This window comes from Pseudomonas sp. No.21 (assembly GCF_054558415.1).
In genome coordinates, this window is the sequence record NZ_BAAJNO010000012.1 from 81,309 (window position 1) to 102,634 (window position 21,326).

The window sequence follows — 21,326 nt, forward strand, 5'->3', positions numbered from 1 at the left end:
CGCCGCCAACAAGGAGAGCGCCATGCTCGAAGGACTGGAGAAGATGCTCGCCAAGGGCACCGACAACCCGCTGCTGCGCTTCGGCCTGGGCAAGGGCTACCTCGACCAGGGCGACGCCACCCGCGCAGCCGCGCACCTGGCCCGCTGCGTGGAGCAGGACCCGACGTATTCCGCCGCCTGGAAGCTCCTGGGCAAGGCATTGCAGGCCAGTGGTGACGACTCGGCCGCCCGCGATGCCTGGGAGCGCGGCCTGGACGCCGCCCGGACCCATGGCGACAAGCAGGCCGAGAAGGAGATGTCGGTGTTCCTCAAGCGCCTGGACCGCCAGGCGCCAGCCCGTTGAGCGCCCTCAAGCGGATGCATCGTCCCTTCGCCCTCGCCCTGGCGCTGACCCTGCTGCCGGGTGCACAGGCCGCCGACCCCAAAGGCCCGTTCACGGTGCTCGAAGCCTCGCGTCCGCTGTTCGAAGGGGTCAGCAATTCCGACATGGCGATGGCCGATGCCTGCAGGCAGTGGTCACTGTCGCCGAAACAGGTCGAGCGCTTCTTCCAACTGGGCGAGCTGCTCGACGGCGTGGTGCTGCACCACCAGTTCTACTGGCTGCCGTGCAGCATCGAGGGGCGCCTGCACGATGGGGCAGGGCAGGTGTGGAGCTTCCGCATCAACGGCGCCGCCACAGCCACCACCTGGCGTGGCGACGGACCGACGCGGGAAGAGTATCGCTGGGGTTGCCGCCGCAAGGGCTGTGAAGACCTGGTGCTGATGGCGGCGGAAGCGGACTAGCGCTCGAGGAAGCGCAACCCGACGCCTTCGCCGTCGGCACGCATGATCTCCATCTGCAACACCGGCGCCTCGAAGGGCAGGTCCTGCACCTGGCCGGTGACCACGGTGCCAAGCGGCAGCGCGACGAGATCGGGATGACGCACATAGACGCCGCCGTCGGACAGGTCGCGGGTCTGAGCGAGCAGCTCGCCGAAGCTCTCGTGACTGATCTTGATGCGGCACTTCATCGGAGTGCGCGGGTACTGGCGCTGGTTCGACATCGTCTGCTAGCCATCCTCAGCCGTGGTGTGCCGTTAATAGCCTAAAACCGGGGCGCCGCACAGAGGTGACGGAAAAAAGGCGCCATAAGGCGCCTCAATACCAGCGTTGCTCGCCCTCGGGGCGCTTCTTGAAACGCTTCATGCTCCACATGTACTGGGTCGGGTAGGCACGCACGTAGCGCTCCACCACGCCACTCATGGCCGCGACCGACGTCTCGACGTCCTCGCTGTACATCGCCTCGGGCGCCGCTTCGAGTATGACCTTGAAGCCGGAACCGTCGGGCAGGCGCAGCGCATGCAGGAAAACGCCCCGGGCCTTGCCGCCGGCGAGCATGCCGTGGACGAACTTGCTGGTCAGCGCGGTGGTGCCGAGGAAGGGCACGAAAAGGCCGCTGGAGAGGCTCGGCTCCGGGTCGGCCGGAATGCCCACTGCCCCCCCCCGGCGCACTTCCTTGATGACGCTGAGGATGCCTTCGCGGGTGGAGGGGGCCACGCGGTTACCCAGTTGTACGCGCTGCTTGCGCAGCAGCTCGTCCACCGCCTTCAGCTTCGGCGGGCGATAGAAGATGATCGGTTTGCACTGGTCGCAGTAGAAGTGATTGAGCACTTCCCAGTTGCCCAGGTGGCTGGTGATGCCCACCACGCCCTTGCCGCTGGCCAGGGCCTCCTGCAGCACGTCCAGGCCCTCCACCTCGCGTACCAGGCCGATGGACTTCTGCGCGGGCCAGATCCAGGCGCAGGCGCTTTCGGTCAGGGTGCGGCCGATGTCCATGAGGCTGAGGCGGGTGCGCTCGTCCAGCTCCGCGGCGCTCAGCTCCGGGAAGCACTTGGACAGGTTGATGCGCACCACCTCGCGCGAGCGGTTGGGCAGGCGCCACATCAGCCAGCCGATGGCGGCCCCCAGGCGCTGGACCACGCCCCAGGGCAGCAGAGCGAAGAGCCGCAGAAACCCCACGACCAGCGCGCCTTTGAACTTCTCCACGGGCAACTCCAGGAATCGACGAGGCGCGTATTCTAACCAGCCGCGCGCCAGCGTCGATGACCAATTGGTCCCGATCGAGACTTCAGCCTTTCAGCGCCTGGTAGCGATCGCAGTCGGTGGTGTGGTCCATGACCATCCCGGTGGCCTGCATGAAGGCGTAGCAGATGGTCGGCCCGACGAAGGTGAAGCCGGCCTTCTTCAGCGCCTTGCTCATGGCCTCCGCCTCGGGCGTCACTGCCGGCACCTCGCCACGCCCGCTGAAATGGTTGATGCGCGGCGTGCCGCCGACGAAGGACCAGAGCAGCGCCACCGGGTCCTCCAGGCGCAGCCAGGCCTGGGCGTTCTGCCGCGCGGCCCTGAGCTTGGCCAGGTTGCGGATGATGCCGGGGTCCTGCATGCGCTCCTCGATCTCCTCGTCGCTCATGCGGGCCAGGCGCGCCGCATCGAAGCCGAACATCACCTGGCGGTAGCGCTCGCGCTTCCTCAGCACGGTGATCCACGACAGCCCGGCCTGGAAGCCCTCCAGCAGCAGCATCTCGAAGAGCCACTGCGGATCGCGCTGGGGCACGCCCCATTCGGTGTCGTGGTAGTCGATGTAGAGCGGGTCGTCGTTGCACCAGAAGCAGCGGGGCATGGCATTCCTTCCTGGAACGGGAAAAGCCGCACTATACGCACCAGGCTGTATAAAAAACCAGTAATGGAAGTGCCTGGGCGCGAGCCGGGGGAGGGAGGCCGATCCTCCTCTGGATCAGTCAGCGAAACGCCTGTGGCTGCTGGGTCCGGCGGGATTCGATCGGGTATACTCCTCGGCTTTGTCGCAGCCTCAGCACAGGTAAATTTCGTGAGCCAGACTATGCCTGCCGTGCGCACCTTCCAAGACCTGATCCTCGCCCTGCAGCAGTACTGGGCGGAGCAGGGTTGCGTGGTGCTGCAGCCCTACGATATGGAAGTTGGCGCCGGCACCTTCCACACCGCCACCTTCCTCCGTGCCATCGGCCCGGAGACCTGGAACGCCGCTTACGTGCAGCCCTCCCGTCGTCCCACCGACGGCCGCTATGGCGAGAACCCCAACCGCCTGCAGCACTACTACCAGTTCCAGGTGGTCCTCAAGCCCAACCCGGAGAACTTCCAGGAGCTGTACCTGGGCTCGCTCAAGCGCATCGGCATCGATCCGCTGGTTCACGACATCCGCTTCGTCGAGGACAACTGGGAATCCCCAACGCTCGGCGCCTGGGGCCTGGGCTGGGAAATCTGGCTGAACGGCATGGAAGTGACTCAGTTCACCTACTTCCAGCAGGTCGGCGGCATCGAGTGCTACCCGGTGACCGGCGAGATCACCTACGGCCTGGAGCGCCTGGCCATGTACCTGCAGGGCGTGGACTCGGTCTACGACCTGATCTGGACCGACGGCCCGTTCGGCACCGTCACCTATGGCGATGTGTTCCACCAGAACGAGGTGGAGCAGTCGACCTTCAACTTCGAGCACGCCAACGTGCCGAAGCTGTTCGAGCTCTTCGACTTCTACGAGAGCGAGGCCAACCGCCTGATCGAGCTGCAGCTGCCGCTGCCGACCTACGAGATGGTCCTCAAGGCCTCCCACACCTTCAACCTGCTGGATGCCCGCCGCGCCATCTCGGTGACCGAGCGCCAGCGCTACATCCTGCGCGTACGCACCCTGGCCCGCGCCGTGGCGCAAAGCTACCTGCAGGCGCGTGCGCGCCTGGGCTTCCCCATGGCCACCCCCGAACTGCGTGACGAAGTACTGGCCAAGCTGGAGGCGGCAGAATGAGTGCACAAGATTTCCTCGTCGAACTGGGCACCGAAGAGCTGCCGCCCAAGGCCCTCAAGGCCCTCGGTGACGCCTTCCTCGCCGGCATCCTCGGCGGCCTCAAGAACGCCGGCCTGAGCCACGGCGCCGCGCGCGTCTACGCCGCTCCGCGCCGCCTGGCGGTGCAGATCGAGCAACTGGCCACCCAGCAGCCCGACCGCAGCGTCAACCTCGACGGCCCGCCGCTGCAGGCCGCCTTCGACGCCGCCGGCAACCCGACCCAGGCCGCCCTCGGTTTCGCCAAGAAGTGCGGCGTCGATCTCGAGCAGATCGACAAGAGCGGCCCCAAGCTGAAGTTCAGCCAGACCATCGCCGGCCAACCTGCGGCCGGCCTGCTGGCGGGCATCATCGAGGCCTCCCTGGCCGCCCTGCCGATCCCCAAGCGCATGCGCTGGGCGGCACGCCGCGAGGAGTTCGTGCGCCCCACCCAGTGGCTGGTGGTGCTGTTCGGCGATGACGTGGTCGAGTGCGAGATCCTCGCCCAGAAGGCGGGCCGCGAGTCCCGTGGTCATCGCTTCCATCATCCCGACCAGGTGCGCATCGGCAGCCCCGCCAGCTACCTGGACGACCTGCGCGCCGCCCACGTGCTGGCCGACTTCGCCGAGCGTCGCGAAATCATCGCCCGCCGCGTCGCCGAGCTGGCCGCCGAGCAGAAGGGCAGCGCCGTGGTGCCCGCCGACCTGCTGGACGAGGTCACCGCGCTGGTCGAGTGGCCGGTACCGCTGGTGTGCTCCTTCGAGGATCGCTTCCTCGAGGTGCCCCAGGAAGCGCTGATCACCACCATGCAGGACAACCAGAAGTACTTCTGCCTGCTGGATGCCAACGGCAAGCTGCTACCGCGCTTCATCACAGTGGCCAACGTCGAGAGCAAGGACCCGGCACAGATCATCTCGGGCAACGAGAAGGTCGTGCGCCCACGCCTGACCGACGCCGAGTTCTTCTTCAAGCAGGACAAGAAGCAGAAGCTCGAGACCTTCAACGAGCGCCTGAAGAACGTGGTGTTCCAGGCCCAGCTCGGCACCGTGTTCGAGAAGGCCGAGCGTGTTTCCGCGCTGGCCGCCTACGTCGCCGAACAGGTCGGCGCCGACCCGGTCAAGGCGGCCCGTGCCGGCATCCTCGCCAAGTGCGACCTGGCCACCGAGATGGTCGGCGAGTTCCCCGAGATGCAGGGCATCGCGGGCTACTACTACGCGAAGAACGACGGTGAGGCCGACGACGTCGCCCAGGCGCTGAACGAGCAGTACATGCCGCGCGGTGCCGGCGCCGAGCTGCCGCAGACCCTGACCGGGGCCGCCCTGGCCGTGGCCGACAAGCTGGATACCCTGGTGGGCATCTTCGGCATCGGCATGCTGCCCACCGGCAGCAAGGACCCCTTCGCCCTGCGTCGTCAGGCCCTGGGGGTGCTGCGCATCCTCATCGAGAAGCAGCTCGACCTGGACCTCGCCGGTGCCGTGGACGTCGCCATCGCCCAGTACGGTGCCAAGGTGAAGGCCGAAGGCCTGTCCGCCCAGGTGCAGGACTTCATCTTCGACCGCCTGCGCGCACGCTATGAAGACGAAGGCGTGGATGTCGCCGTGTACCTTTCGGTGCGCGCGCTGCAACCCACTTCGGCCCTGGACTTTGACCAGCGCGTACAGGCCGTGCAGGCCTTCCGCAAGCTGCCGGAAGCCGCCAGCCTGGCCGCCGCCAACAAGCGCGTGTCCAACCTGCTGGGCAAGGCCGAAGGCGCGGTGCCGGAGAGCGTCGATGCTTCCCTGCTCCAGGAAGCCACCGAGAAGGCCCTGGCCGAGGCCGTGGCGGCCGCCGAGCGCGCCGTGCAGCCCATGGCGGCAGCTCGCTGCTACAGCGAAGCCCTGGCCCACCTGGCGAGCCTGCGCGAACCGGTAGACGCCTTCTTCGAGGCGGTGCTGGTCAACGCCGAAGACGCCGCCGTCCGCGCCAACCGCTACGCCCTGCTGGCGAAGCTGCGCGGGCTGTTCCTCGGCGTCGCCGATATTTCGGTATTGGGGTAAGAGAGCCTGAAGCTGGAAGCCTGAAGCGGCAATGGTTTCGCTTCCAGCTTCCGGCTTCTAGCTTCAAGCTGAAGTCATGAAATTACTCATCCTCGACCGCGACGGTGTCATCAACCAGGACTCCGACGCGTACATCAAGTCGGTCGACGAATGGATCCCCATCCCGGGCTCCATCGAGGCCATCGCGCGCCTGTCACGTGCAGGCTGGACCGTGGCCGTGGCCACCAACCAGTCGGGCATCGCCCGCGGCTATTACCCCCTGGCAACCCTCGATGCCATGCACGCACGCCTGCGCGAGCTGGTGGCGGAGCAGGGCGGGGAAGTGGGGCTGATCGTGCATTGCCCCCACGGCCCGGACGATGGGTGCGATTGCCGCAAGCCGAAGCCCGGCATGCTGCACCAGATCGCCGCGCACTATGGCGTACCTCTGGTCGGCGTGTGGTTCGTCGGCGACAGCAGTGGTGACCTGGAAGCCGCTCGGGCCGTCGATTGTCAGCCCGTACTGGTTAGGACCGGCAAGGGCGAAATCACTCTGGCGAAGGGTTTGCCGGGCGATACCCTGTTATTCGACGATCTGGCGGCGATAGCCGCGCACCTTCTCAACTAAGGCCAAGGACACCATGACGACAGTGCAGGCAATCAGAACCTTTTTCTTCTACCTGCTGCTGTCGTCCAGCGCCTTCGTCTGGGGAACGCTGAGCTTCTTCGTCGCCCCCTTCCTGCCGTTCCGGGCCCGCTACCGCTTCGTCGTCTGGCGCTGGTGTCGCTTCGCGACCTGGCTGGCCCGGGTGGTCGCCGGCGTGCGCTATGAGGTGCATGGGCTTGAGAACGTGCCCGCCGAGCCCTGTGTGATCCTGGCCAAGCACCAGAGCACCTGGGAGACCTTCTTCCTCTCCGGCTTCTTCGAGCCACTGAGCCAGGTGGTCAAGCGCGAGCTGCTGTTCGTGCCCTTCTTCGGCTGGGCCATGGCGCTGCTCAAGCCGATCGCCATCGATCGCAACAATCCCAAGGCCGCGCTCAAGCAGCTGGCCAAGCAAGGCGACGAACGCCTGAAGCAGGGTGCCTGGGTGCTGGTCTTCCCGGAGGGGACCCGCGTCCCGGTCGGGCAGATGGGCAAGTTCTCCCGTGGCGGCACGGCGCTGGCGGTGAATGCCGGCATGCCGGTACTGCCCATCGCCCACAACGCCGGCAGCTTCTGGCCCAAGGAAGGCTGGGCGAAGTACCCCGGCACCATCCAGGTCGTCATCGGCCCCCTGATGTTCGCCGAAGGCACCGGGCCCCGCGCCATCGCCGAGCTCAACGACCGCGCCCACGCCTGGGTGGAACAGACTCAGCGCGAGCTCGAGGGCCAGCAGCAGCCCTTGGACGAGCCGGTTTCCAGCCAGGCCTGAATTTGTGGATAAGCTGTGGATTAAATACCGGCTTTGTGCCATTTGAATCGCTGAGAGCCTTGATCGACGGGGCTTTCAGCAGCCGGGGAAAATATCGGAAAAAAGTGCATAAGCGTCTTTCCGATCGCTCTAACCCTTGAGGTATTTCGAGTCCAGGGCGTTGTAGCAGCGAATGATCCTGTCCCTCCCCGCCGTCGGGAATTGCTTCTCCGTCTGGGCTACCAGCACCGCCGCTTTCACCCTTCCCGAGCGCACCAATCGCTGCATGTAGGCAGCTATCTCCTCGTCGCTGGGTACTGCCTGCCGATCTGAATCGCTCATCGCGTCTTCCTTCTTCCGATCCAATAAAAAGCCCCGGCATGCCGGGGCTTCTTCTTCGAGCAATTCCAGACCCGGACTCAGACGTCGAGGTTGGACACTGCCAGGGCATTGCTTTCGATGAAGTCGCGACGGGGCTCGACCGCATCACCCATCAGGGTGTTGAAGATCTGGTCGGCGCCGATGGCGTCCTCGATGGTGACCTTGAGCATGCGACGCACGTTCGGGTCCATCGTGGTTTCCCAAAGCTGCTCCGGGTTCATCTCGCCCAGCCCCTTGTATCGCTGGATGGTGTGACGCTTGGTGCTCTCCGTCATCAGCCAGCCCAGGGCTTCCTTGAAGCTGGAGATGGCCTTGCGGCGCTCACCACGCTGCACGAACGCATCCTCTTCCAGCAGGTTGTTCAGCTGGTCGCCCAGAGCGGTCACTAGCTTGTAGTCATTGCTGGCGAAGAAGTCGCGGTTGAAGGTGATGTAGTGGGACAGGCCGTGTGCAACCTGCTCCACTTCCGGCAGCCACAGGTGGCGCTCGCGGTCTTCACGCAGGCTGGCGGAATAGGTGAGGCCCGACTTCTCGGAGGCCCTCAGGCGCTCCTGGAAGGCTTCCAGCCAGGTCTGCATGGCAGCCTGGTCAGCCAGCTGCTCCGGGCTCACGCGGGGCAGGTAGATCATGTGCTCGGTGAGTTCCTGCGGATACAGGCGCGACAGGCGCTTGAGGGTGCGCATCACCACGCGGTACTCGTTGACCAGACGCTCCAGGGCCTCACCGGCGAGGCCAGGGGCGCTCTCGTTGACATGCACACTGGCGTCTTCCAGCGCCGACTGGGTCATGTACTCGTCCATGGCCTCGTCGTCCTTGATGTACTGCTCCTGCTTGCCGCGCTTGACCTTGTAGAGCGGCGGCTGGGCGATGTAGATGTAGCCACGCTCGATCAGCTCGGGCATCTGACGGAAGAAGAAGGTCAGCAGCAGGGTACGGATGTGCGAACCGTCGACGTCGGCGTCGGTCATGATGATGATGTTGTGATAGCGCAGTTTCTCGATGTTGTATTCCTCACGCCCGATACCGCAACCAAGCGCGGTGATCAGGGTGCCGACTTCCTGCGAGGACAGCATCTTGTCGAAACGGGCTTTCTCGACGTTGAGGATCTTGCCCTTGAGCGGCAGGATCGCCTGGGTCCTGCGGTTACGGCCCTGCTTGGCGGAGCCGCCCGCGGAGTCACCCTCCACTATGTAGAGTTCGGAGAGGGCAGGGTCCTTCTCCTGGCAGTCCGCCAACTTGCCGGGCAAGCCTGCGATGTCCAGAGCGCCTTTGCGGCGGGTCATCTCACGGGCCTTGCGCGCGGCTTCACGGGCGCGGGCAGCATCGATCATCTTGCCGACCACAGCCTTGGCTTCGTTGGGATTTTCCAGCAGGAAGTCGGCGAAATACTTGCCCATTTCCTGTTCCACCGCAGTTTTGACTTCGCTGGAAACCAGCTTGTCCTTGGTCTGGGAGCTGAATTTCGGGTCCGGAACCTTGACCGAGATGATGGCGGTGAGGCCTTCGCGAGCGTCGTCACCGGTGGTGGCGATCTTGAACTTCTTCGCCAGCCCTTCCTGCTCGATGTAGTTGTTCAGGTTGCGGGTCAGCGCCGAGCGGAAGCCGGCAAGGTGGGTACCGCCGTCGCGCTGAGGAATGTTGTTGGTGAAGCAGAGAATGTGCTCGTTGAAGCTGTCGTTCCACTGCAGGGCCACTTCGACGCCCACGCCGTCTTCTTCGCGCTGCATGTTGAAGTGGAAGATCTGATTCACCACGGTCTTGTTGGTGTTCAGGTACTCGACGAATGCCTTCAGGCCGCCCTCGTACTTGAACAGCTCTTCCTTGCCGGAGCGCTCATCACGCAAGACGATTCCGACGCCCGAGTTGAGGAAAGACAGCTCACGCAGGCGTTTCGCCAGGATGTCCCAGCTGAAATGGATGTTGTTGAAGGTCTGGCTGGAGGCCTTGAAGTGAACTTCCGTCCCCGTACCGTCGGTCTCGCCCACCGGGCGCAGCGGAAACTGCGGGACGCCATGGTGGTAGATCTGCTCCCAGACCTGGCCAGCGCGGCGAATGGTCAGGCGCAGCTCTTCGGAGAGCGCGTTCACCACCGAAACACCGACACCGTGCAAGCCGCCGGACACCTTGTAGGTGTTGTCGTCGAACTTACCGCCGGCATGGAGCACGGTCATGATGACTTCGGCCGCCGAGACGCCTTCTTCCTTGTGGATATCCACAGGAATTCCGCGGCCATTGTCTCGGACGGTGATGGATTCGTCGGTATGGATGGTGATGCTGATCTCGGAGCAGTAGCCCGCCAGCGCTTCGTCGATGGAGTTATCGACGACCTCGAACACCATGTGGTGCAGACCGGTACCATCATCGGTATCGCCGATGTACATACCGGGGCGCTTGCGTACGGCGTCCAGTCCCTTCAGCACCTTGATGCTGGAAGAGTCGTACGTGTTGTTCTCGCTCATGCTTCACTCCGATGATCAAAGGTCTGGGTGATACCACCATGTTCCACGTGGAACATGGCTACCGGCGTATCCGTTCGCCAGCCGTCCCTCATTAGTTCTCGATCGACACAGGTGATGAACACCTGGCAATCCAAATCGTCCAGCAATCGACACAACGCGCGTCGATGCTGCTCATCCAGTTCAGACGGAAGATCGTCGACCAGATAGATACATTGGCCGTGCTTCGCCTGGTTCAACAGATGACCTTGTGCGATTCGTAACGCACAGACCACCAGCTTCTGCTGACCACGCGAGAGGATGTCGGCCGCATTGTGCGCTCCAAGGCGCAGTCGCAAGTCGGCTCGTTGAGGGCCAGCCTGGGTATGACCCATCTGCTGGTCCCGGAGGAGGGAAGACGCGAGTACTTCTGCGAGCTCTCGATCCTTGTCCCAGCCGCGGTAGTAACTCAGGCTGAGAGTGTCGAGCTCGACCAACTCACCCAGAGTGCGTTCGAAAACCGGCTTTAGCGCCTGTATGTAGGCCCTTCGATAGCCATCGATTTCATCGCTGGCCAAGCACAGTTCCCGGTCCCAAGCCGCTTGCGAAACGGCGTCAAGTGTACCATGCCGGAGCCACGAGTTCCGCTGTCTCAGGGCCTTCTGCAGGCGTTGCCAGGCTGGGAGAAAACGAGGTTCCACGTGGAACACTCCCCAATCGAGGAACTGCCTCCTGATCTTCGGGGCGCCTTCCAGCAAGCGGAAACTATCCGGATTGATCACTTGCAACGGCAAGGTTTCGGCGAGTTGCGCGGCGCTCTTGGCGTTCTGCCCGTCGATCCGGATCTGGAACTCACCCTGGCGATCTCGGGATATACCCAGGCTACTGGTCCGCCCTTCAAGCAATTCGACCTGGCCAAAAACGGTGCAGGCCGGTTGCTCGTACTGGATGACCGGCTGCAGCTTGGCGCTGCGGAAGGAGCGGGCGAGACCGAGGAGATAGATCGCTTCGAGCAGGCTGGTTTTACCGCTGCCGTTTGCGCCGTGAATGATGTTGATGCGAGGGGAGGGGGAGAGTGTCACCGGGTGCAGATTTCGCACCGCGGTGACAGTGACGCGGCTAAGGGACATCGAGTGGTTACAGGCGCATCGGCATGACGACGTAAGCGGAGTCGTCGTTACCCGCCTCCTGGAGCAGGGCACTGCTGTTGGAGTCGGAGAGGATCAGACGCACCTGGTCAGTGGTCATCACGCCCAGCACGTCCAGCAGGTAGCTGACGTTGAACCCGATTTCCAGGTTGCTGCCGTTGTACTCGACGGCCACTTCTTCCTCGGCCTCTTCCTGCTCCGGGTTGTTGGCCTGGATCTTCAGCAGGCTGGACGCAAGCTGCAGACGAATACCCCGGTACTTCTCGTTGGAAAGAATCGCAGTGCGGCTGAACGCTTCGCGCAGTGCCTGGCGATCGCCGACCACCAGCTTGTCGCCACCACGGGGCAGCACGCGCTCGTAGTCGGGGAACTTGCCGTCCACCAGCTTGGAAGTGAAGGTGAACTCGCCGGTGGTAGCGCGGATGTGGTGCTGGCCGAGGACGATGCGTACCTCACCGTCCTGCTCGGTGAGCAGACGGGCCAGTTCGAGAATGCCCTTGCGCGGCACGATGACCTGGTGACGGTCGGCCTGCTCGATGCCGGATTCCATGGAGCACATGGCCAGGCGGTGTCCATCGGTGGCGACGGCGCGCAGAAGGTTGGCGCTGACTTCCAGCAGCATGCCGTTCAGGTAGTAGCGGACGTCCTGCTGGGCCATGGCGAAACTGGTGCGCTCGATGAGGCGGCGCAGCTTGCTCTGTACCAGGCTGAAGGTGAGGGAACCCGGGCCTTCCTCGACCGTGGGGAAGTCATTGGCCGGCAGGGTGGACAGGGTGAACTTGCTGCGCCCGGCCTTGATCAGCAGCTTCTGCTCGTCGACGCGGATGTCGATGAGCGCGTCGCTCGGCAGGCTCTTGCAAATGTCCATCAGCTTGCGTGCCGGTACGGTGATCTCGCCAGGCTCGGCGCTCTCTTCCAGGGTCACACGGCCAACCAGTTCGACTTCGAGGTCGGTACCGGTCAGCGACAGCTGTTGGCCTTCGACCACCAGCAGGACGTTGGATAGAACCGGCAAGGTCTGGCGGCGCTCGACGACGCCGGCGACCAGTTGCAGGGGTTTCAACAGGGCTTCGCGTTGAATGGTGAAATGCATGGTCTAGTCCCTTGCCTCAATGGGCTGCGCTTGAGCTATCAAGTGGTGAGCGTACGCAGCAGGTTCTTGTAGTCCTCGCGGATATCCGCGTCGGATTCCCTGAGTTCCGCAATCTTACGACAGGCGTGCAGAACTGTGGTGTGGTCTCGTCCGCCAAAGGCGTCGCCGATCTCCGGCAGGCTATGGTTGGTCAGCTCCTTGGAAAGGGCCATGGCCACCTGGCGTGGACGCGCCACCGAGCGCGAGCGGCGCTTGGAGAGCATGTCCGAGATCTTGATCTTGTAGTACTCGACCACCGTGCGCTGGATGTTGTCGATGCTGACCAGCTTGTCCTGCAAGGCCAACAGGTCCTTGAGCGATTCGCGGATCAGCTCGATGGTGATATCGCGCCCCATGAAGTGGGCGTGGGCAATCACCCGCTTCAGTGCACCTTCCAGCTCGCGTACGTTGGAACGGATGCGTTGGGCGATGAAGAACGCGGCATCGTGTGGCAGGTCGACCTTCGCCTGCTCGGCCTTCTTCATCAGGATGGCGACGCGGGTCTCCAGTTCGGGCGGCTCGACGGCAACGGTCAGGCCCCAGCCGAAGCGGGACTTGAGACGTTCCTCCAGGCCTTCGATCTCCTTCGGATAGCGGTCGCTGGTAAGGATCACCTGCTGGCCACCCTCAAGAAGGGCGTTGAAGGTGTGGAAGAACTCCTCCTGAGAGCGCTCCTTGCGCGCGAAGAACTGGATGTCATCGATCAGCAGCGCGTCAACCGAACGGTAGAACCGTTTGAACTCGTTGATCGCGTTCAGCTGCAGCGCCTTGACCATGTCCGCCACGAAACGCTCGGAATGCAGGTAGACGATCTTGGCGTTGGGGTTCTTCTTCAGCAAGTGGTTGCCCACCGCGTGCATGAGGTGGGTCTTGCCCAGGCCGACGCCGCCATAGAGGAACAGCGGGTTGTATCCGTGCTTGGGGTTGTCGGCGACCTGCCATGCCGCCGCGCGGGCCAGCTGGTTGGACTTGCCCTCGACGAAGTTCTCGAAGGTGAAGGTACGGTTCAGGTAGCTGGTGTGCTTGAGCGCACCTTCAACCTGCACCGCACGCTCGGTGCGCACGGCCGGGGGAGCGGAAACCGAGGCGAGGGGATCGAAACCGCCACGGGAGTCTTCCACCGTCTCGACCCGCTGCGCGGCGACCGGCGCTACCGGCGGCGGCGCCGTCATGACCGGAGGGGCGGAGAGAGGGACCGGCGCCACGCGCGGCGGCATGCTGCGCTTGCTGCCTATTAATAAGGAGAGGGCGGGCGCAAGCCCGTTGCCACGCTCACCGAGCAGTTCGAGAAGGCGCCCCATGTACTTTTCATTGACCCAGTCCAGCACGAAACGGTTGGGCGCATAGACACGGAGCTCGTCTCCCTCGGCCTCAACCTGCAACGGGCGAATCCAGGTATTGAATTGCTGGGCGGGCAGCTCGTCACGCAGTAGCTCGACGCACTGCTGCCAAAGTTCCACTGACACGGATATCCCCCAAAAGGAAAGGAGTACGACGCGAAAAAACAGGCGTCATTGTAGCTGCCGGGGGAAAAGTTATCCACACGAAGAACGCCATTTCACCAAGGAAAATCAAGACGTTATTGGATATCTACGGGCTATCGCAAAGACTACGGAACTTTGTGGATAACCACCCAATAACCCACTGGACAACCGCCCACTGGCCTCGGTGCATAACCTGCCTGTGGGCAACTCGGCCATTCATCCCCAGGTTGTACCCAGCCGGCGCACAGGTCGGCCACCGCTTCCAGACAGCCTTATCCTTTGGTCAAGGTCAGGGATCACTAAGCTTCGCCTGGCTTTTCCACAGGCCTGGACCTACCCAAGAGTTATAAACAAAACGAGTCTTTCTTAAGTACTCTTTCCTTTCTTACATATTTTGATCGGAAGAGTTGGTTGGAAATTGACCTGCCCGCGCTGTTTCTCTAGAATCCCCGGTCTCTTTAAACGGGGGCCACTTCCGGCCCGTTGTGATCAACCAGGTAAAGCATCATGAAACGCACTTTCCAACCCAGCACCATCAAGCGCGCTCGTGTACACGGTTTCCGTGCCCGCATGGCTACCAAGAACGGCCGTGCAGTCCTGTCGCGTCGCCGCGCCAAGGGCCGCAAGCGCCTGACCGTCTGATTCACCCGGAACAGGTGGTGAGTCGAGGCTTCGGCCGGGAAAAGCGTCTGCTGGTTCCCCGGCAATTCAAGGCAGTCTTCGACTCCCCTACCGGCAAGGTTCCCGGCAAGAACGTCCTGCTGCTCGCGCGCGACAACGCTCTGGATCATCCCCGGCTGGGTTTGGTGATCGGCAAGAAGAGCGTCAAGCTTTCAGTCGAACGCAACCGCCTCAAACGCCAGATCAGAGAGTCCTTCCGTCACAACCTCGAGTTGCTGGCTGGCTGGGACATCGTGATCGTGGCGAAAAAAGGCCTGGGCGATCTGGAGAACGAAGAGCTGAGTCATCAGTTCGGCAAGCTCTGGAAGCGTCTCGCCCGCAGCCGGCCTCGCCCTGAATCCACGACCGAATCAGGGGTGGCCGACAGTCCCCATGCGTAAACTGGCCCTCGTTCCGATCCAGTTCTACCGCTATGCCATCAGCCCGCTGATGGCCAGTCACTGTCGCTTCTATCCCAGCTGTTCCTGCTACGCGCTGGAGGCCATCGAGAACCATGGTCTCCTGCGCGGTGGCTGGCTGGCCGCGCGTCGGCTAGGCCGCTGCCATCCCTGGAATCCCGGCGGCTACGACCCGGTTCCGCCCGTAAAAACCTCCCAATCCCCTTCGATGGCCGAGTAATCATGGATATTCAACGCTCGATCCTGATCGTCGCCCTGGCAATCGTGTCCTACCTGATGGTTCTTCAGTGGAACCAGGACTACGGCCAGGCCGCCCTGCCGACCGCCAGCGCACCCGCCGCCAATACCGCGACGCTGCCTGACACCGCAACGCCGGCACAGCAAGCAGCCAATGACGACGTCCCGACCGCCGACAACACCGAGCACAGCGCACCCGCCGCTGCCCAGGTGGCGCCGAGCAACGAGCTGATCCGCGTCGAGACCGACGTGCTCAACCTGGCCATCGACCCCAACGGCGGCGACATCGTCCAGCTGACCCTGCCGAAGTTCCCGCGCCGCCAGGACCGCCCCGACGTTCCGTTCCAGCTGTTCGACAACGGCAACGAGCGCCTGTACCAGGCCCAGAGCGGCCTGATCGGCACCAACGGTCCGGACGCGCGCAGCAGCGGTCGCCCGCTCTACAGCGCCGCCCAGCGCCAATACAAGCTGGCTGACGGCCAGGATCAGCTGGTGGTCGAACTGACCTTCAGCGAGAACGGCGTCAACTACGTCAAGCGCTTCACCCTGACCCGCGGCAAGTACGACCTGCAGGTCGCCTACCGCATCGACAACCAGAGCGCCCAGGCCTGGAACGGCAGCATGTACGCGCAGCTCAAGCGCGACGGCAGCGCCGACCCGTCCTCCAGTACCGCCACCGGTGTATCGACCTACCTCGGCGCCGCCGTCTGGACCCCCAGCGAGCCCTACAAGAAGATCTCCATCAAGGACATCGACAAGCAGGACGAGAAGCGCCGCGAAGGCAACCCGGATGCCTGGTTCAAGGAAAGCGTGAGCGGTGGCTGGGTCGCCTGGCTGCAGCACTACTTCGTCACCGCGTGGGTCGCCGACAAGGGCCAGACCAACGTCATCCAGACCCGCAAGGACCCGAAAGGCAACTACATCGTCGGCTTCGTCGGCTCCAGCCTGAGCGTCCCCGCCGGTGGCCAGGGCGAAGCGTCAGCCACCCTGTATGCCGGCCCGAAGGTGCAGAACCACCTGAAGGAGCTTTCCCCGGGCCTGGAACTGACCGTCGACTACGGTTTCCTGTGGTTCATCGCCCAGCCGATCTTCTGGCTGCTGCAACATATCCACAGCATCCTCGGCAACTGGGGCTGGTCGATCATCGTCCTCACCGTGCTGATCAAGCTCGCCTTCTTCCCGCTCTCGGCCGCCAGCTACAAGTCCATGGCCCGCATGCGCGCCGTGTCGCCGAAACTGCAGGCCCTGAAGGAGCAGTTCGGTGATGATCGCCAGAAGATGTCCCAGGCGATGATGGAGCTGTACAAGAAGGAGAAGATCAATCCGCTCGGCGGCTGCCTGCCGATCCTCGTGCAGATGCCGGTGTTCCTCGCCCTCTACTGGGTACTCCTGGAAAGCGTCGAGATGCGCCAGGCACCGTGGATGTTCTGGATCACCGACCTGTCGATCAAGGACCCGTTCTTCATCCTGCCGATCATCATGGGCGCCACCATGTTCATCCAGCAGCAGCTGAACCCGACGCCGCCGGACCCCATGCAGGCCAAGGTGCTGAAGCTGATGCCGATCATCTTCACCTTCTTCTTCCTCTGGTTCCCCGCCGGCCTGGTGGTTTACTGGGTAGTCAACAACTGCTTGTCCATCGCCCAGCAGTGGTACATTACCCGCCGGATCGAAGCAGCGAGCAAGGTGGCGGCCTGACCGCCCACCTTCGCCCACGCTTGAAAAGACGCCCCCTCTGTGGGGCGTCTTGCTATCCGCCCCACGCAGATCGAGGTTCACGTCATGAACGCCCCCCGTGAAACCATCGCCGCCGTCGCCACAGCCCAGGGCCGTGGCGGCGTCGGTATCGTCAGGGTCTCGGGCCCGCAGGCATCGCATATCGCCCAGGCCGTGGCCGGGCGCCAGCTGAAGCCCCGTTACGCCCACTACGGCCCTTTCCACGATGCCAGCGGCGCCACCCTCGATGAAGGACTCGCGCTCTATTTCCCCGGGCCCAACTCCTTCACCGGTGAAGACGTGCTCGAGCTGCAGGGCCATGGCGGCCCGGTGGTACTCGACCTGCTGCTGCGCCGCTGCCTGGAACTCGGCGCCCGCCAGGCCCGCCCGGGCGAGTTCAGTGAGCGGGCCTTCCTCAACGACAAGCTCGACCTGGCCCAGGCCGAGGCCATCGCCGACCTGATCGAGGCCAGCTCCGCACAGGCCGCCCGTAACGCGCTGCGCTCGCTGCAGGGCGAGTTTTCCCGGCGGGTCCATGCCCTGACCGAGAAGCTGATCCAGCTGCGCATCTACGTGGAAGCCGCCATCGACTTCCCGGAAGAGGAAATCGATTTCCTCGCCGACGGCCACGTACTCGGGCTGCTCGACGGTGTACGCGAAAACTTATCCACAGTTCTGCGTGAAGCCGGACAAGGCGCATTGCTGCGCGAAGGCATGACCGTGGTCATCGCCGGGCGACCGAACGCCGGCAAGTCCAGCCTGCTCAATGCGCTTGCCGGGCGCGAGGCGGCCATCGTCACCGATATCGCCGGTACCACCCGGGACGTGTTGCGCGAACATATCCACATCGATGGCATGCCACTGCATGTGGTGGACACCGCCGGCCTTCGGGACACCGACGACCATGTGGAAAAGATCGGCGTGGAGCGGGCCCTCAAGGCGATCGCGGAAGCGGATCGCGTGCTGCTGGTGGTCGATGCCACATCCGCCGAGAGTGCCGATCCGTTCGCGCTGTGGCCCGAATTCCTCGACAGCCGACCGGATCCGGCCAAGGTGACCCTCATCCGCAACAAGGCGGACCTCTCCGGCGACACCATCGACCTGCAAAGCAGTGCCGACGGCCACGTGACGCTGAGTCTCTCTGCCCGCTCAGGCGATGGCCTGGAGCTGCTGCGCGAGCACCTCAAGGCCTGCATGGGCTACGAGCAGACTGCGGAGAGCAGTTTCAGTGCACGCCGGCGCCACCTGGAAGCACTGCGCCAGGCCAGCGCCCACCTGGAACACGGGCGTAACCAGCTCACGGCGGCCGGCGCCGGTGAACTGCTGGCGGAGGATCTGCGCCACGCGCAGCAGGCCCTGGGAGAAATCACCGGAGCCTTCAGCTCGGACGATCTGCTCGGGCGGATCTTCTCAAGCTTCTGCATCGGCAAATGACCGCCACCGCTCCAGGCAAAGCCACCTCCGGGTGGCTTTTTTTATGGCGCATTGACTTATACATGGCAAAACAAACCCTGTGCATAACCATGCCTGAACCCAGTCCATAAGCCTGAGGATAACAGGGGGCATAACAGGCCTGTGGGTAAGTCATCGTTTTATCCACAGGGGCTCCACGGCTTACCCGGAGGAAACGGCCAGGATCAACACAGGCTTATCATCGTCTGTAAAGCCTGTGGATCTTGGGCTAGAGGCAGTTATCCACAAAAATCGTCCACACCATTCATATAAACAATGAACAAGCTCTATAAGAATTCTTTCTCTCTTATTTTCTATTAGCCCGAAGCCTGGGTACTGAAAAGCGGTCGGATGGATGCAGAGAAGGAGCCCTCCGAACGGTTGGCTATTTTTTGTGCAGAAGGCTTCATTCACCGAGGGGAAGTCCCTATACTTGCCGCCTTCCCTGATTACCCATCTACAGAACAGGCACGAGGTGCGTGGTGGATTTCCCTTCCCGTTTTGACGTGATCGTTATCGGCGGCGGCCATGCCGGCACCGAGGCTGCTCTGGCGGCCGCGCGCATGGGGGTCAAGACCCTGCTGCTGACGCACAACGTCGAGACACTCGGCCAGATGAGCTGCAACCCCGCGATCGGGGGCATCGGCAAGAGTCATCTGGTCAAGGAGATCGATGCACTCGGCGGTGCGATGGCCGTCGCCACCGACCTCGGCGGTATCCAGTTCCGCGTGTTGAACAGCCGCAAGGGACCGGCGGTGCGTGCCACCCGTGCACAGGCCGACCGCGTTCTTTACAAAGCCGCTATCCGCGAAATCCTCGAGAACCAGCCGAACCTGTGGATATTCCAGCAGGCATGCGATGACCTGATTGTGGAAAACGATCAGGTGAAAGGCGTCGTCACCCAGATGGGCCTGCGTTTCCACGCGCAGTCCGTGGTGTTGACCACGGGAACCTTCCTCGGCGGACTTATCCACATCGGCCTGCAGAATTATTCCGGCGGTCGTGCCGGCGACCCGCCGTCCATCGCCCTGGCCAAACGCCTTCGCGAACTGCCCCTGCGCGTCGGGCGCCTGAAGACCGGCACGCCGCCGCGCATCGATGGGCGTTCGGTGGACTTCTCGGTCATGACCGAACAGCCCGGCGACACGCCGATCCCGGTGATGTCCTTCCTCGGCAACAAGGAACAGCATCCGCGCCAGGTCAGTTGCTGGATCACCCACACCAACGCGCGCACCCACGAGATCATCGCCAGCAATCTGGATCGCTCGCCGATGTACTCCGGTGTGATCGAAGGCGTCGGTCCGCGCTATTGCCCGTCGATCGAGGACAAGATCCACCGCTTCGCCGACAAGGACAGCCACCAGGTGTTCCTGGAGCCCGAGGGCCTGACCACCCACGAGTTGTACCCGAACGGTATCTCCACCTCGCTGCCGTTCGATGTTCAGCTGGACATCGTCCGTTCCATCCGCGGCATGGAGAACGCCCACATCGTGCGTCCCGGGTACGCCATCGAGTACGACTACTTCGACCCGCGCGACCTCAAGTACAGCCTGGAGACCAAGGTCATCGGCGGCCTGTTCTTCGCCGGGCAGATCAACGGCACCACCGGCTATGAAGAAGCCGGTGCCCAGGGCCTGCTCGCCGGCGCCAATGCCGCGCTGCGTGCCCAGGGCAAGGAAGCCTGGTGCCCGCGTCGCGACGAGGCCTACATCGGCGTACTGGTCGACGACCTGATCACCCTGGGTACCCAGGAGCCCTACCGCATGTTCACTTCGCGCGCCGAGTACCGGCTGATCCTGCGCGAGGACAACGCCGACCTGCGCCTCACCGAGAAGGGCCGCGAGCTCGGCCTGGTCGATGACCGCCGCTGGAGCGCGTTCGAGGCGAAGCGCGAGGGCATCGCCCTCGAAGAGCAACGCCTGAAGAGCACCTGGGTACGTCCGGGCACGCCCCAGGGCGATGCCATCGCCGAGCGCTTCGGCACGCCGCTGACCCATGAGTACAACCTGCTCAACCTGCTGAGCCGCCCGGAAATCGACTACGCCGGCCTGGTGGAAGTGACCGGCCAGGGTGCGGAAGACCCGCAGGTCGCCGAGCAGGTCGAGATCAAGACCAAGTACGCCGGCTACATCGACCGCCAGCAGGACGAGATCGCCCGCCTGCGCGCCAGCGAGGACACCCGGCTGCCGGCTGACCTCGACTACGCGACCATCTCCGGCCTGTCCAAGGAGATCCAGCACAAGCTCGGCCTCAGCCGTCCGGAAACGCTGGGCCAGGCCTCGCGCATCCCTGGTGTCACTCCGGCGGCCATCTCGCTGCTGCTGATCCACCTGAAGAAACGCGGCGCTGGTCGCCAACTGGAGCAGAGCGCCTGATGTCGCAGGTCACCTCCCGCCACGCCGACGAACTGTCCCGTGGCGCGCAGCAACTCGCAGTCGAACTTTCCGCCAACCAGCAGGAACTGCTGCTGGCCTACCTGGCGCTGCTGATCAAGTGGAACAAGGCCTACAACCTGACTGCGGTGCGCGACCCGGACGAGATGGTCTCGCGCCACCTGCTCGACAGCCTCAGCGTCGTGCCCCATGTGGCCGCGCTGGGTGACCACTGGCTGGACGTCGGCAGCGGTGGCGGCATGCCCGGCATTCCGCTGGCCATCCTGTTCCCTGATCGGCGCTTCACCCTGCTGGACTCCAACGGCAAGAAGACCCGCTTCCTCACCCAGGTGAAGCTGGAGCTCAAGCTGGCCAACCTCGAAGTTATCCACAGTCGTGTCGAGGCCGTTCAGCCCGAGCGGCCCTTCGCCGGCATCATCTCCCGTGCCTTCAGCTCGCTGGAGGACTTCGCCAGCTGGACCCGCCACTTGGGCGATGGCGACACCCGCTGGCTGGCGATGAAGGGCGTGCACCCCAGCGACGAACTGGTCGCACTGCCGGAAGACTTCCACCTTGAAGCCGAACACGCCCTGGCGGTTCCCGGTTGCCAAGGCCAGCGCCATCTGCTGATACTGCGCCGCACGGAATAAGGGGG

21 protein-coding genes are annotated in these 21,326 nt (G+C 63.6%); 13 read left to right on the forward strand and 8 right to left on the reverse strand.

The window, feature by feature from the left end; genetic code table 11:
- The first annotated feature begins 22 nt into the window (after positions 1 to 22).
- Both ACYJSS_RS23795 and ACYJSS_RS23800 read left to right on the forward strand, forming a co-directional pair.
- Positions 23 to 343, forward strand: coding sequence for a tetratricopeptide repeat protein (locus tag ACYJSS_RS23795; RefSeq protein ID WP_111259248.1), 321 nt, complete (start codon positions 23 to 25; stop codon positions 341 to 343).
- Positions 340 to 783: a hypothetical protein gene (locus ACYJSS_RS23800; RefSeq protein ID WP_236205100.1), complete on the forward strand. Its 444-nt coding sequence runs from the start codon at positions 340 to 342 to the stop codon at positions 781 to 783. The genes ACYJSS_RS23795 and ACYJSS_RS23800 overlap by 4 nt, the downstream gene beginning before the upstream one ends.
- Here the strand turns inward: ACYJSS_RS23800 and ACYJSS_RS23805 are convergent.
- From ACYJSS_RS23805 to ACYJSS_RS23815, 3 genes are all read right to left on the reverse strand, one after another.
- Positions 780 to 1,043 (reverse strand): PilZ domain-containing protein, encoded by a 264-nt coding sequence (locus tag ACYJSS_RS23805; RefSeq protein WP_111259246.1) that lies wholly within the window; start codon positions 1,041 to 1,043, stop codon positions 780 to 782. The two genes, ACYJSS_RS23800 and ACYJSS_RS23805, sit on opposite strands and share 4 nt — an antisense overlap.
- A gap of 94 nt (positions 1,044 to 1,137) precedes the next feature.
- Positions 1,138 to 2,025, reverse strand: coding sequence for a lysophospholipid acyltransferase (locus ACYJSS_RS23810; RefSeq protein ID WP_111259245.1), 888 nt, complete (start codon positions 2,023 to 2,025; stop codon positions 1,138 to 1,140).
- Positions 2,026 to 2,107: 82 nt separating this feature from the next.
- Entirely contained in the window at positions 2,108 to 2,659 is a 552-nt protein-coding gene (locus tag ACYJSS_RS23815) for a DNA-3-methyladenine glycosylase I (protein ID WP_111259244.1), read from the reverse strand.
- Positions 2,660 to 2,866: 207 nt separating this feature from the next.
- On the opposite strand from ACYJSS_RS23815, the gene glyQ reads away from it, so the two are divergent.
- From glyQ to ACYJSS_RS23835, 4 genes are all read left to right on the forward strand, one after another.
- Entirely contained in the window at positions 2,867 to 3,814 is a 948-nt protein-coding gene (glyQ, locus tag ACYJSS_RS23820) for a glycine--tRNA ligase subunit alpha (RefSeq protein WP_111259243.1), read from the forward strand.
- A complete protein-coding gene (gene glyS, locus ACYJSS_RS23825) occupies positions 3,811 to 5,865 on the forward strand; it encodes a glycine--tRNA ligase subunit beta (protein ID WP_111259242.1) in 2,055 nt (684 codons plus the stop codon). The genes glyQ and glyS overlap by 4 nt, the downstream gene beginning before the upstream one ends.
- Positions 5,866 to 5,941: 76 nt before the next feature.
- Positions 5,942 to 6,472 (forward strand): D-glycero-beta-D-manno-heptose 1,7-bisphosphate 7-phosphatase, encoded by a 531-nt coding sequence (gene gmhB / locus ACYJSS_RS23830; protein ID WP_111259241.1) that lies wholly within the window; start codon positions 5,942 to 5,944, stop codon positions 6,470 to 6,472.
- Positions 6,473 to 6,485: 13 nt separating this feature from the next.
- Positions 6,486 to 7,256: a lysophospholipid acyltransferase family protein gene (locus ACYJSS_RS23835; protein WP_111259240.1), complete on the forward strand. Its 771-nt coding sequence runs from the start codon at positions 6,486 to 6,488 to the stop codon at positions 7,254 to 7,256.
- 129 nt (positions 7,257 to 7,385) lie between these two features.
- Here the strand turns inward: ACYJSS_RS23835 and ACYJSS_RS23840 are convergent, their stop codons facing one another.
- From ACYJSS_RS23840 to dnaA, 5 genes are all read right to left on the reverse strand, one after another.
- Positions 7,386 to 7,577 carry a hypothetical protein gene (locus tag ACYJSS_RS23840; protein WP_111259239.1) on the reverse strand — a complete coding sequence of 64 codons (192 nt, stop codon included), beginning with the start codon at positions 7,575 to 7,577 and terminating at the stop codon, positions 7,386 to 7,388.
- 77 nt (positions 7,578 to 7,654) lie between these two features.
- Entirely contained in the window at positions 7,655 to 10,075 is a 2,421-nt protein-coding gene (gyrB, locus tag ACYJSS_RS23845) for a DNA topoisomerase (ATP-hydrolyzing) subunit B (protein ID WP_111259238.1), read from the reverse strand.
- The gene (gene recF, locus ACYJSS_RS23850) at positions 10,072 to 11,181 is read right to left on the reverse strand and encodes a DNA replication/repair protein RecF (protein ID WP_111259237.1); all 1,110 of its coding nucleotides are present in this window, start codon (positions 11,179 to 11,181) and stop codon (positions 10,072 to 10,074) included. The genes gyrB and recF overlap by 4 nt, the downstream gene beginning before the upstream one ends.
- A 7-nt stretch (positions 11,182 to 11,188) precedes the next feature.
- Positions 11,189 to 12,292, reverse strand: coding sequence for a DNA polymerase III subunit beta (dnaN, locus tag ACYJSS_RS23855; RefSeq protein WP_111259236.1), 1,104 nt, complete (start codon positions 12,290 to 12,292; stop codon positions 11,189 to 11,191).
- 38 nt (positions 12,293 to 12,330) lie between these two features.
- The gene (gene dnaA / locus ACYJSS_RS23860) at positions 12,331 to 13,797 is read right to left on the reverse strand and encodes a chromosomal replication initiator protein DnaA (protein ID WP_111259235.1); all 1,467 of its coding nucleotides are present in this window, start codon (positions 13,795 to 13,797) and stop codon (positions 12,331 to 12,333) included.
- Positions 13,798 to 14,322: 525 nt separating this feature from the next.
- On the opposite strand from dnaA, the gene rpmH reads away from it, so the two are divergent.
- From rpmH to rsmG, 7 genes are all read left to right on the forward strand, one after another.
- On the forward strand, positions 14,323 to 14,457 hold the full coding sequence (rpmH, locus tag ACYJSS_RS23865) for a 50S ribosomal protein L34 (RefSeq protein ID WP_021217136.1): 135 nt from the start codon (positions 14,323 to 14,325) through the stop codon (positions 14,455 to 14,457).
- Positions 14,458 to 14,471: 14 nt separating this feature from the next.
- Positions 14,472 to 14,876, forward strand: a complete 405-nt coding sequence (rnpA, locus tag ACYJSS_RS23870) for a ribonuclease P protein component (RefSeq protein WP_111259234.1) — start codon at positions 14,472 to 14,474, stop codon at positions 14,874 to 14,876.
- A complete protein-coding gene (gene yidD, locus ACYJSS_RS23875; RefSeq protein WP_111259233.1) occupies positions 14,869 to 15,114 on the forward strand; it encodes a membrane protein insertion efficiency factor YidD in 246 nt (81 codons plus the stop codon). Before rnpA ends, yidD begins: the two co-directional genes overlap by 8 nt.
- Positions 15,115 to 15,116: 2 nt before the next feature.
- Entirely contained in the window at positions 15,117 to 16,829 is a 1,713-nt protein-coding gene (yidC, locus tag ACYJSS_RS23880; RefSeq protein WP_236205101.1) for a membrane protein insertase YidC, read from the forward strand.
- 84 nt (positions 16,830 to 16,913) lie between these two features.
- Positions 16,914 to 18,281 (forward strand): tRNA uridine-5-carboxymethylaminomethyl(34) synthesis GTPase MnmE, encoded by a 1,368-nt coding sequence (mnmE, locus tag ACYJSS_RS23885; RefSeq protein ID WP_111259231.1) that lies wholly within the window; start codon positions 16,914 to 16,916, stop codon positions 18,279 to 18,281.
- Between the two features lie 500 nt (positions 18,282 to 18,781).
- A complete protein-coding gene (gene mnmG, locus ACYJSS_RS23890) occupies positions 18,782 to 20,674 on the forward strand; it encodes a tRNA uridine-5-carboxymethylaminomethyl(34) synthesis enzyme MnmG (RefSeq protein ID WP_111259230.1) in 1,893 nt (630 codons plus the stop codon).
- On the forward strand, positions 20,674 to 21,321 hold the full coding sequence (gene rsmG, locus ACYJSS_RS23895) for a 16S rRNA (guanine(527)-N(7))-methyltransferase RsmG (RefSeq protein WP_236205104.1): 648 nt from the start codon (positions 20,674 to 20,676) through the stop codon (positions 21,319 to 21,321). The genes mnmG and rsmG overlap by 1 nt, the downstream gene beginning before the upstream one ends.
- The last annotated feature ends 5 nt before the right edge of the window (positions 21,322 to 21,326 follow it).

Excerpts from the sequence above, each read along its gene's own strand:
- ACYJSS_RS23835 (WP_111259240.1), top strand. The coding sequence starts at position 6,486 with ATGACGACAGTGCAGGCAATCAGAACCTTTTTCTTCTACCTGCTGCTG.
- gmhB (WP_111259241.1), top strand. The coding sequence starts at position 5,942 with ATGAAATTACTCATCCTCGACCGCGACGGTGTCATCAACCAGGACTCC.
- yidD (WP_111259233.1), top strand. The coding sequence starts at position 14,869 with ATGCGTAAACTGGCCCTCGTTCCGATCCAGTTCTACCGCTATGCCATC.
- yidC (WP_236205101.1), top strand. The coding sequence starts at position 15,117 with ATGGATATTCAACGCTCGATCCTGATCGTCGCCCTGGCAATCGTGTCC.
- ACYJSS_RS23805 (WP_111259246.1), bottom strand. The coding sequence starts at position 1,043 with ATGTCGAACCAGCGCCAGTACCCGCGCACTCCGATGAAGTGCCGCATC.
- rpmH (WP_021217136.1), top strand. The coding sequence starts at position 14,323 with ATGAAACGCACTTTCCAACCCAGCACCATCAAGCGCGCTCGTGTACAC.
- recF (WP_111259237.1), bottom strand. The coding sequence starts at position 11,181 with ATGTCCCTTAGCCGCGTCACTGTCACCGCGGTGCGAAATCTGCACCCG.
- glyS (WP_111259242.1), top strand. The coding sequence starts at position 3,811 with ATGAGTGCACAAGATTTCCTCGTCGAACTGGGCACCGAAGAGCTGCCG.
- gyrB (WP_111259238.1), bottom strand. The coding sequence starts at position 10,075 with ATGAGCGAGAACAACACGTACGACTCTTCCAGCATCAAGGTGCTGAAG.
- ACYJSS_RS23840 (WP_111259239.1), bottom strand. The coding sequence starts at position 7,577 with ATGAGCGATTCAGATCGGCAGGCAGTACCCAGCGACGAGGAGATAGCT.
- ACYJSS_RS23815 (WP_111259244.1), bottom strand. The coding sequence starts at position 2,659 with ATGCCCCGCTGCTTCTGGTGCAACGACGACCCGCTCTACATCGACTAC.
- ACYJSS_RS23795 (WP_111259248.1), top strand. The coding sequence starts at position 23 with ATGCTCGAAGGACTGGAGAAGATGCTCGCCAAGGGCACCGACAACCCG.
- dnaN (WP_111259236.1), bottom strand. The coding sequence starts at position 12,292 with ATGCATTTCACCATTCAACGCGAAGCCCTGTTGAAACCCCTGCAACTG.
- rsmG (WP_236205104.1), top strand. The coding sequence starts at position 20,674 with ATGTCGCAGGTCACCTCCCGCCACGCCGACGAACTGTCCCGTGGCGCG.
- mnmE (WP_111259231.1), top strand. The coding sequence starts at position 16,914 with ATGAACGCCCCCCGTGAAACCATCGCCGCCGTCGCCACAGCCCAGGGC.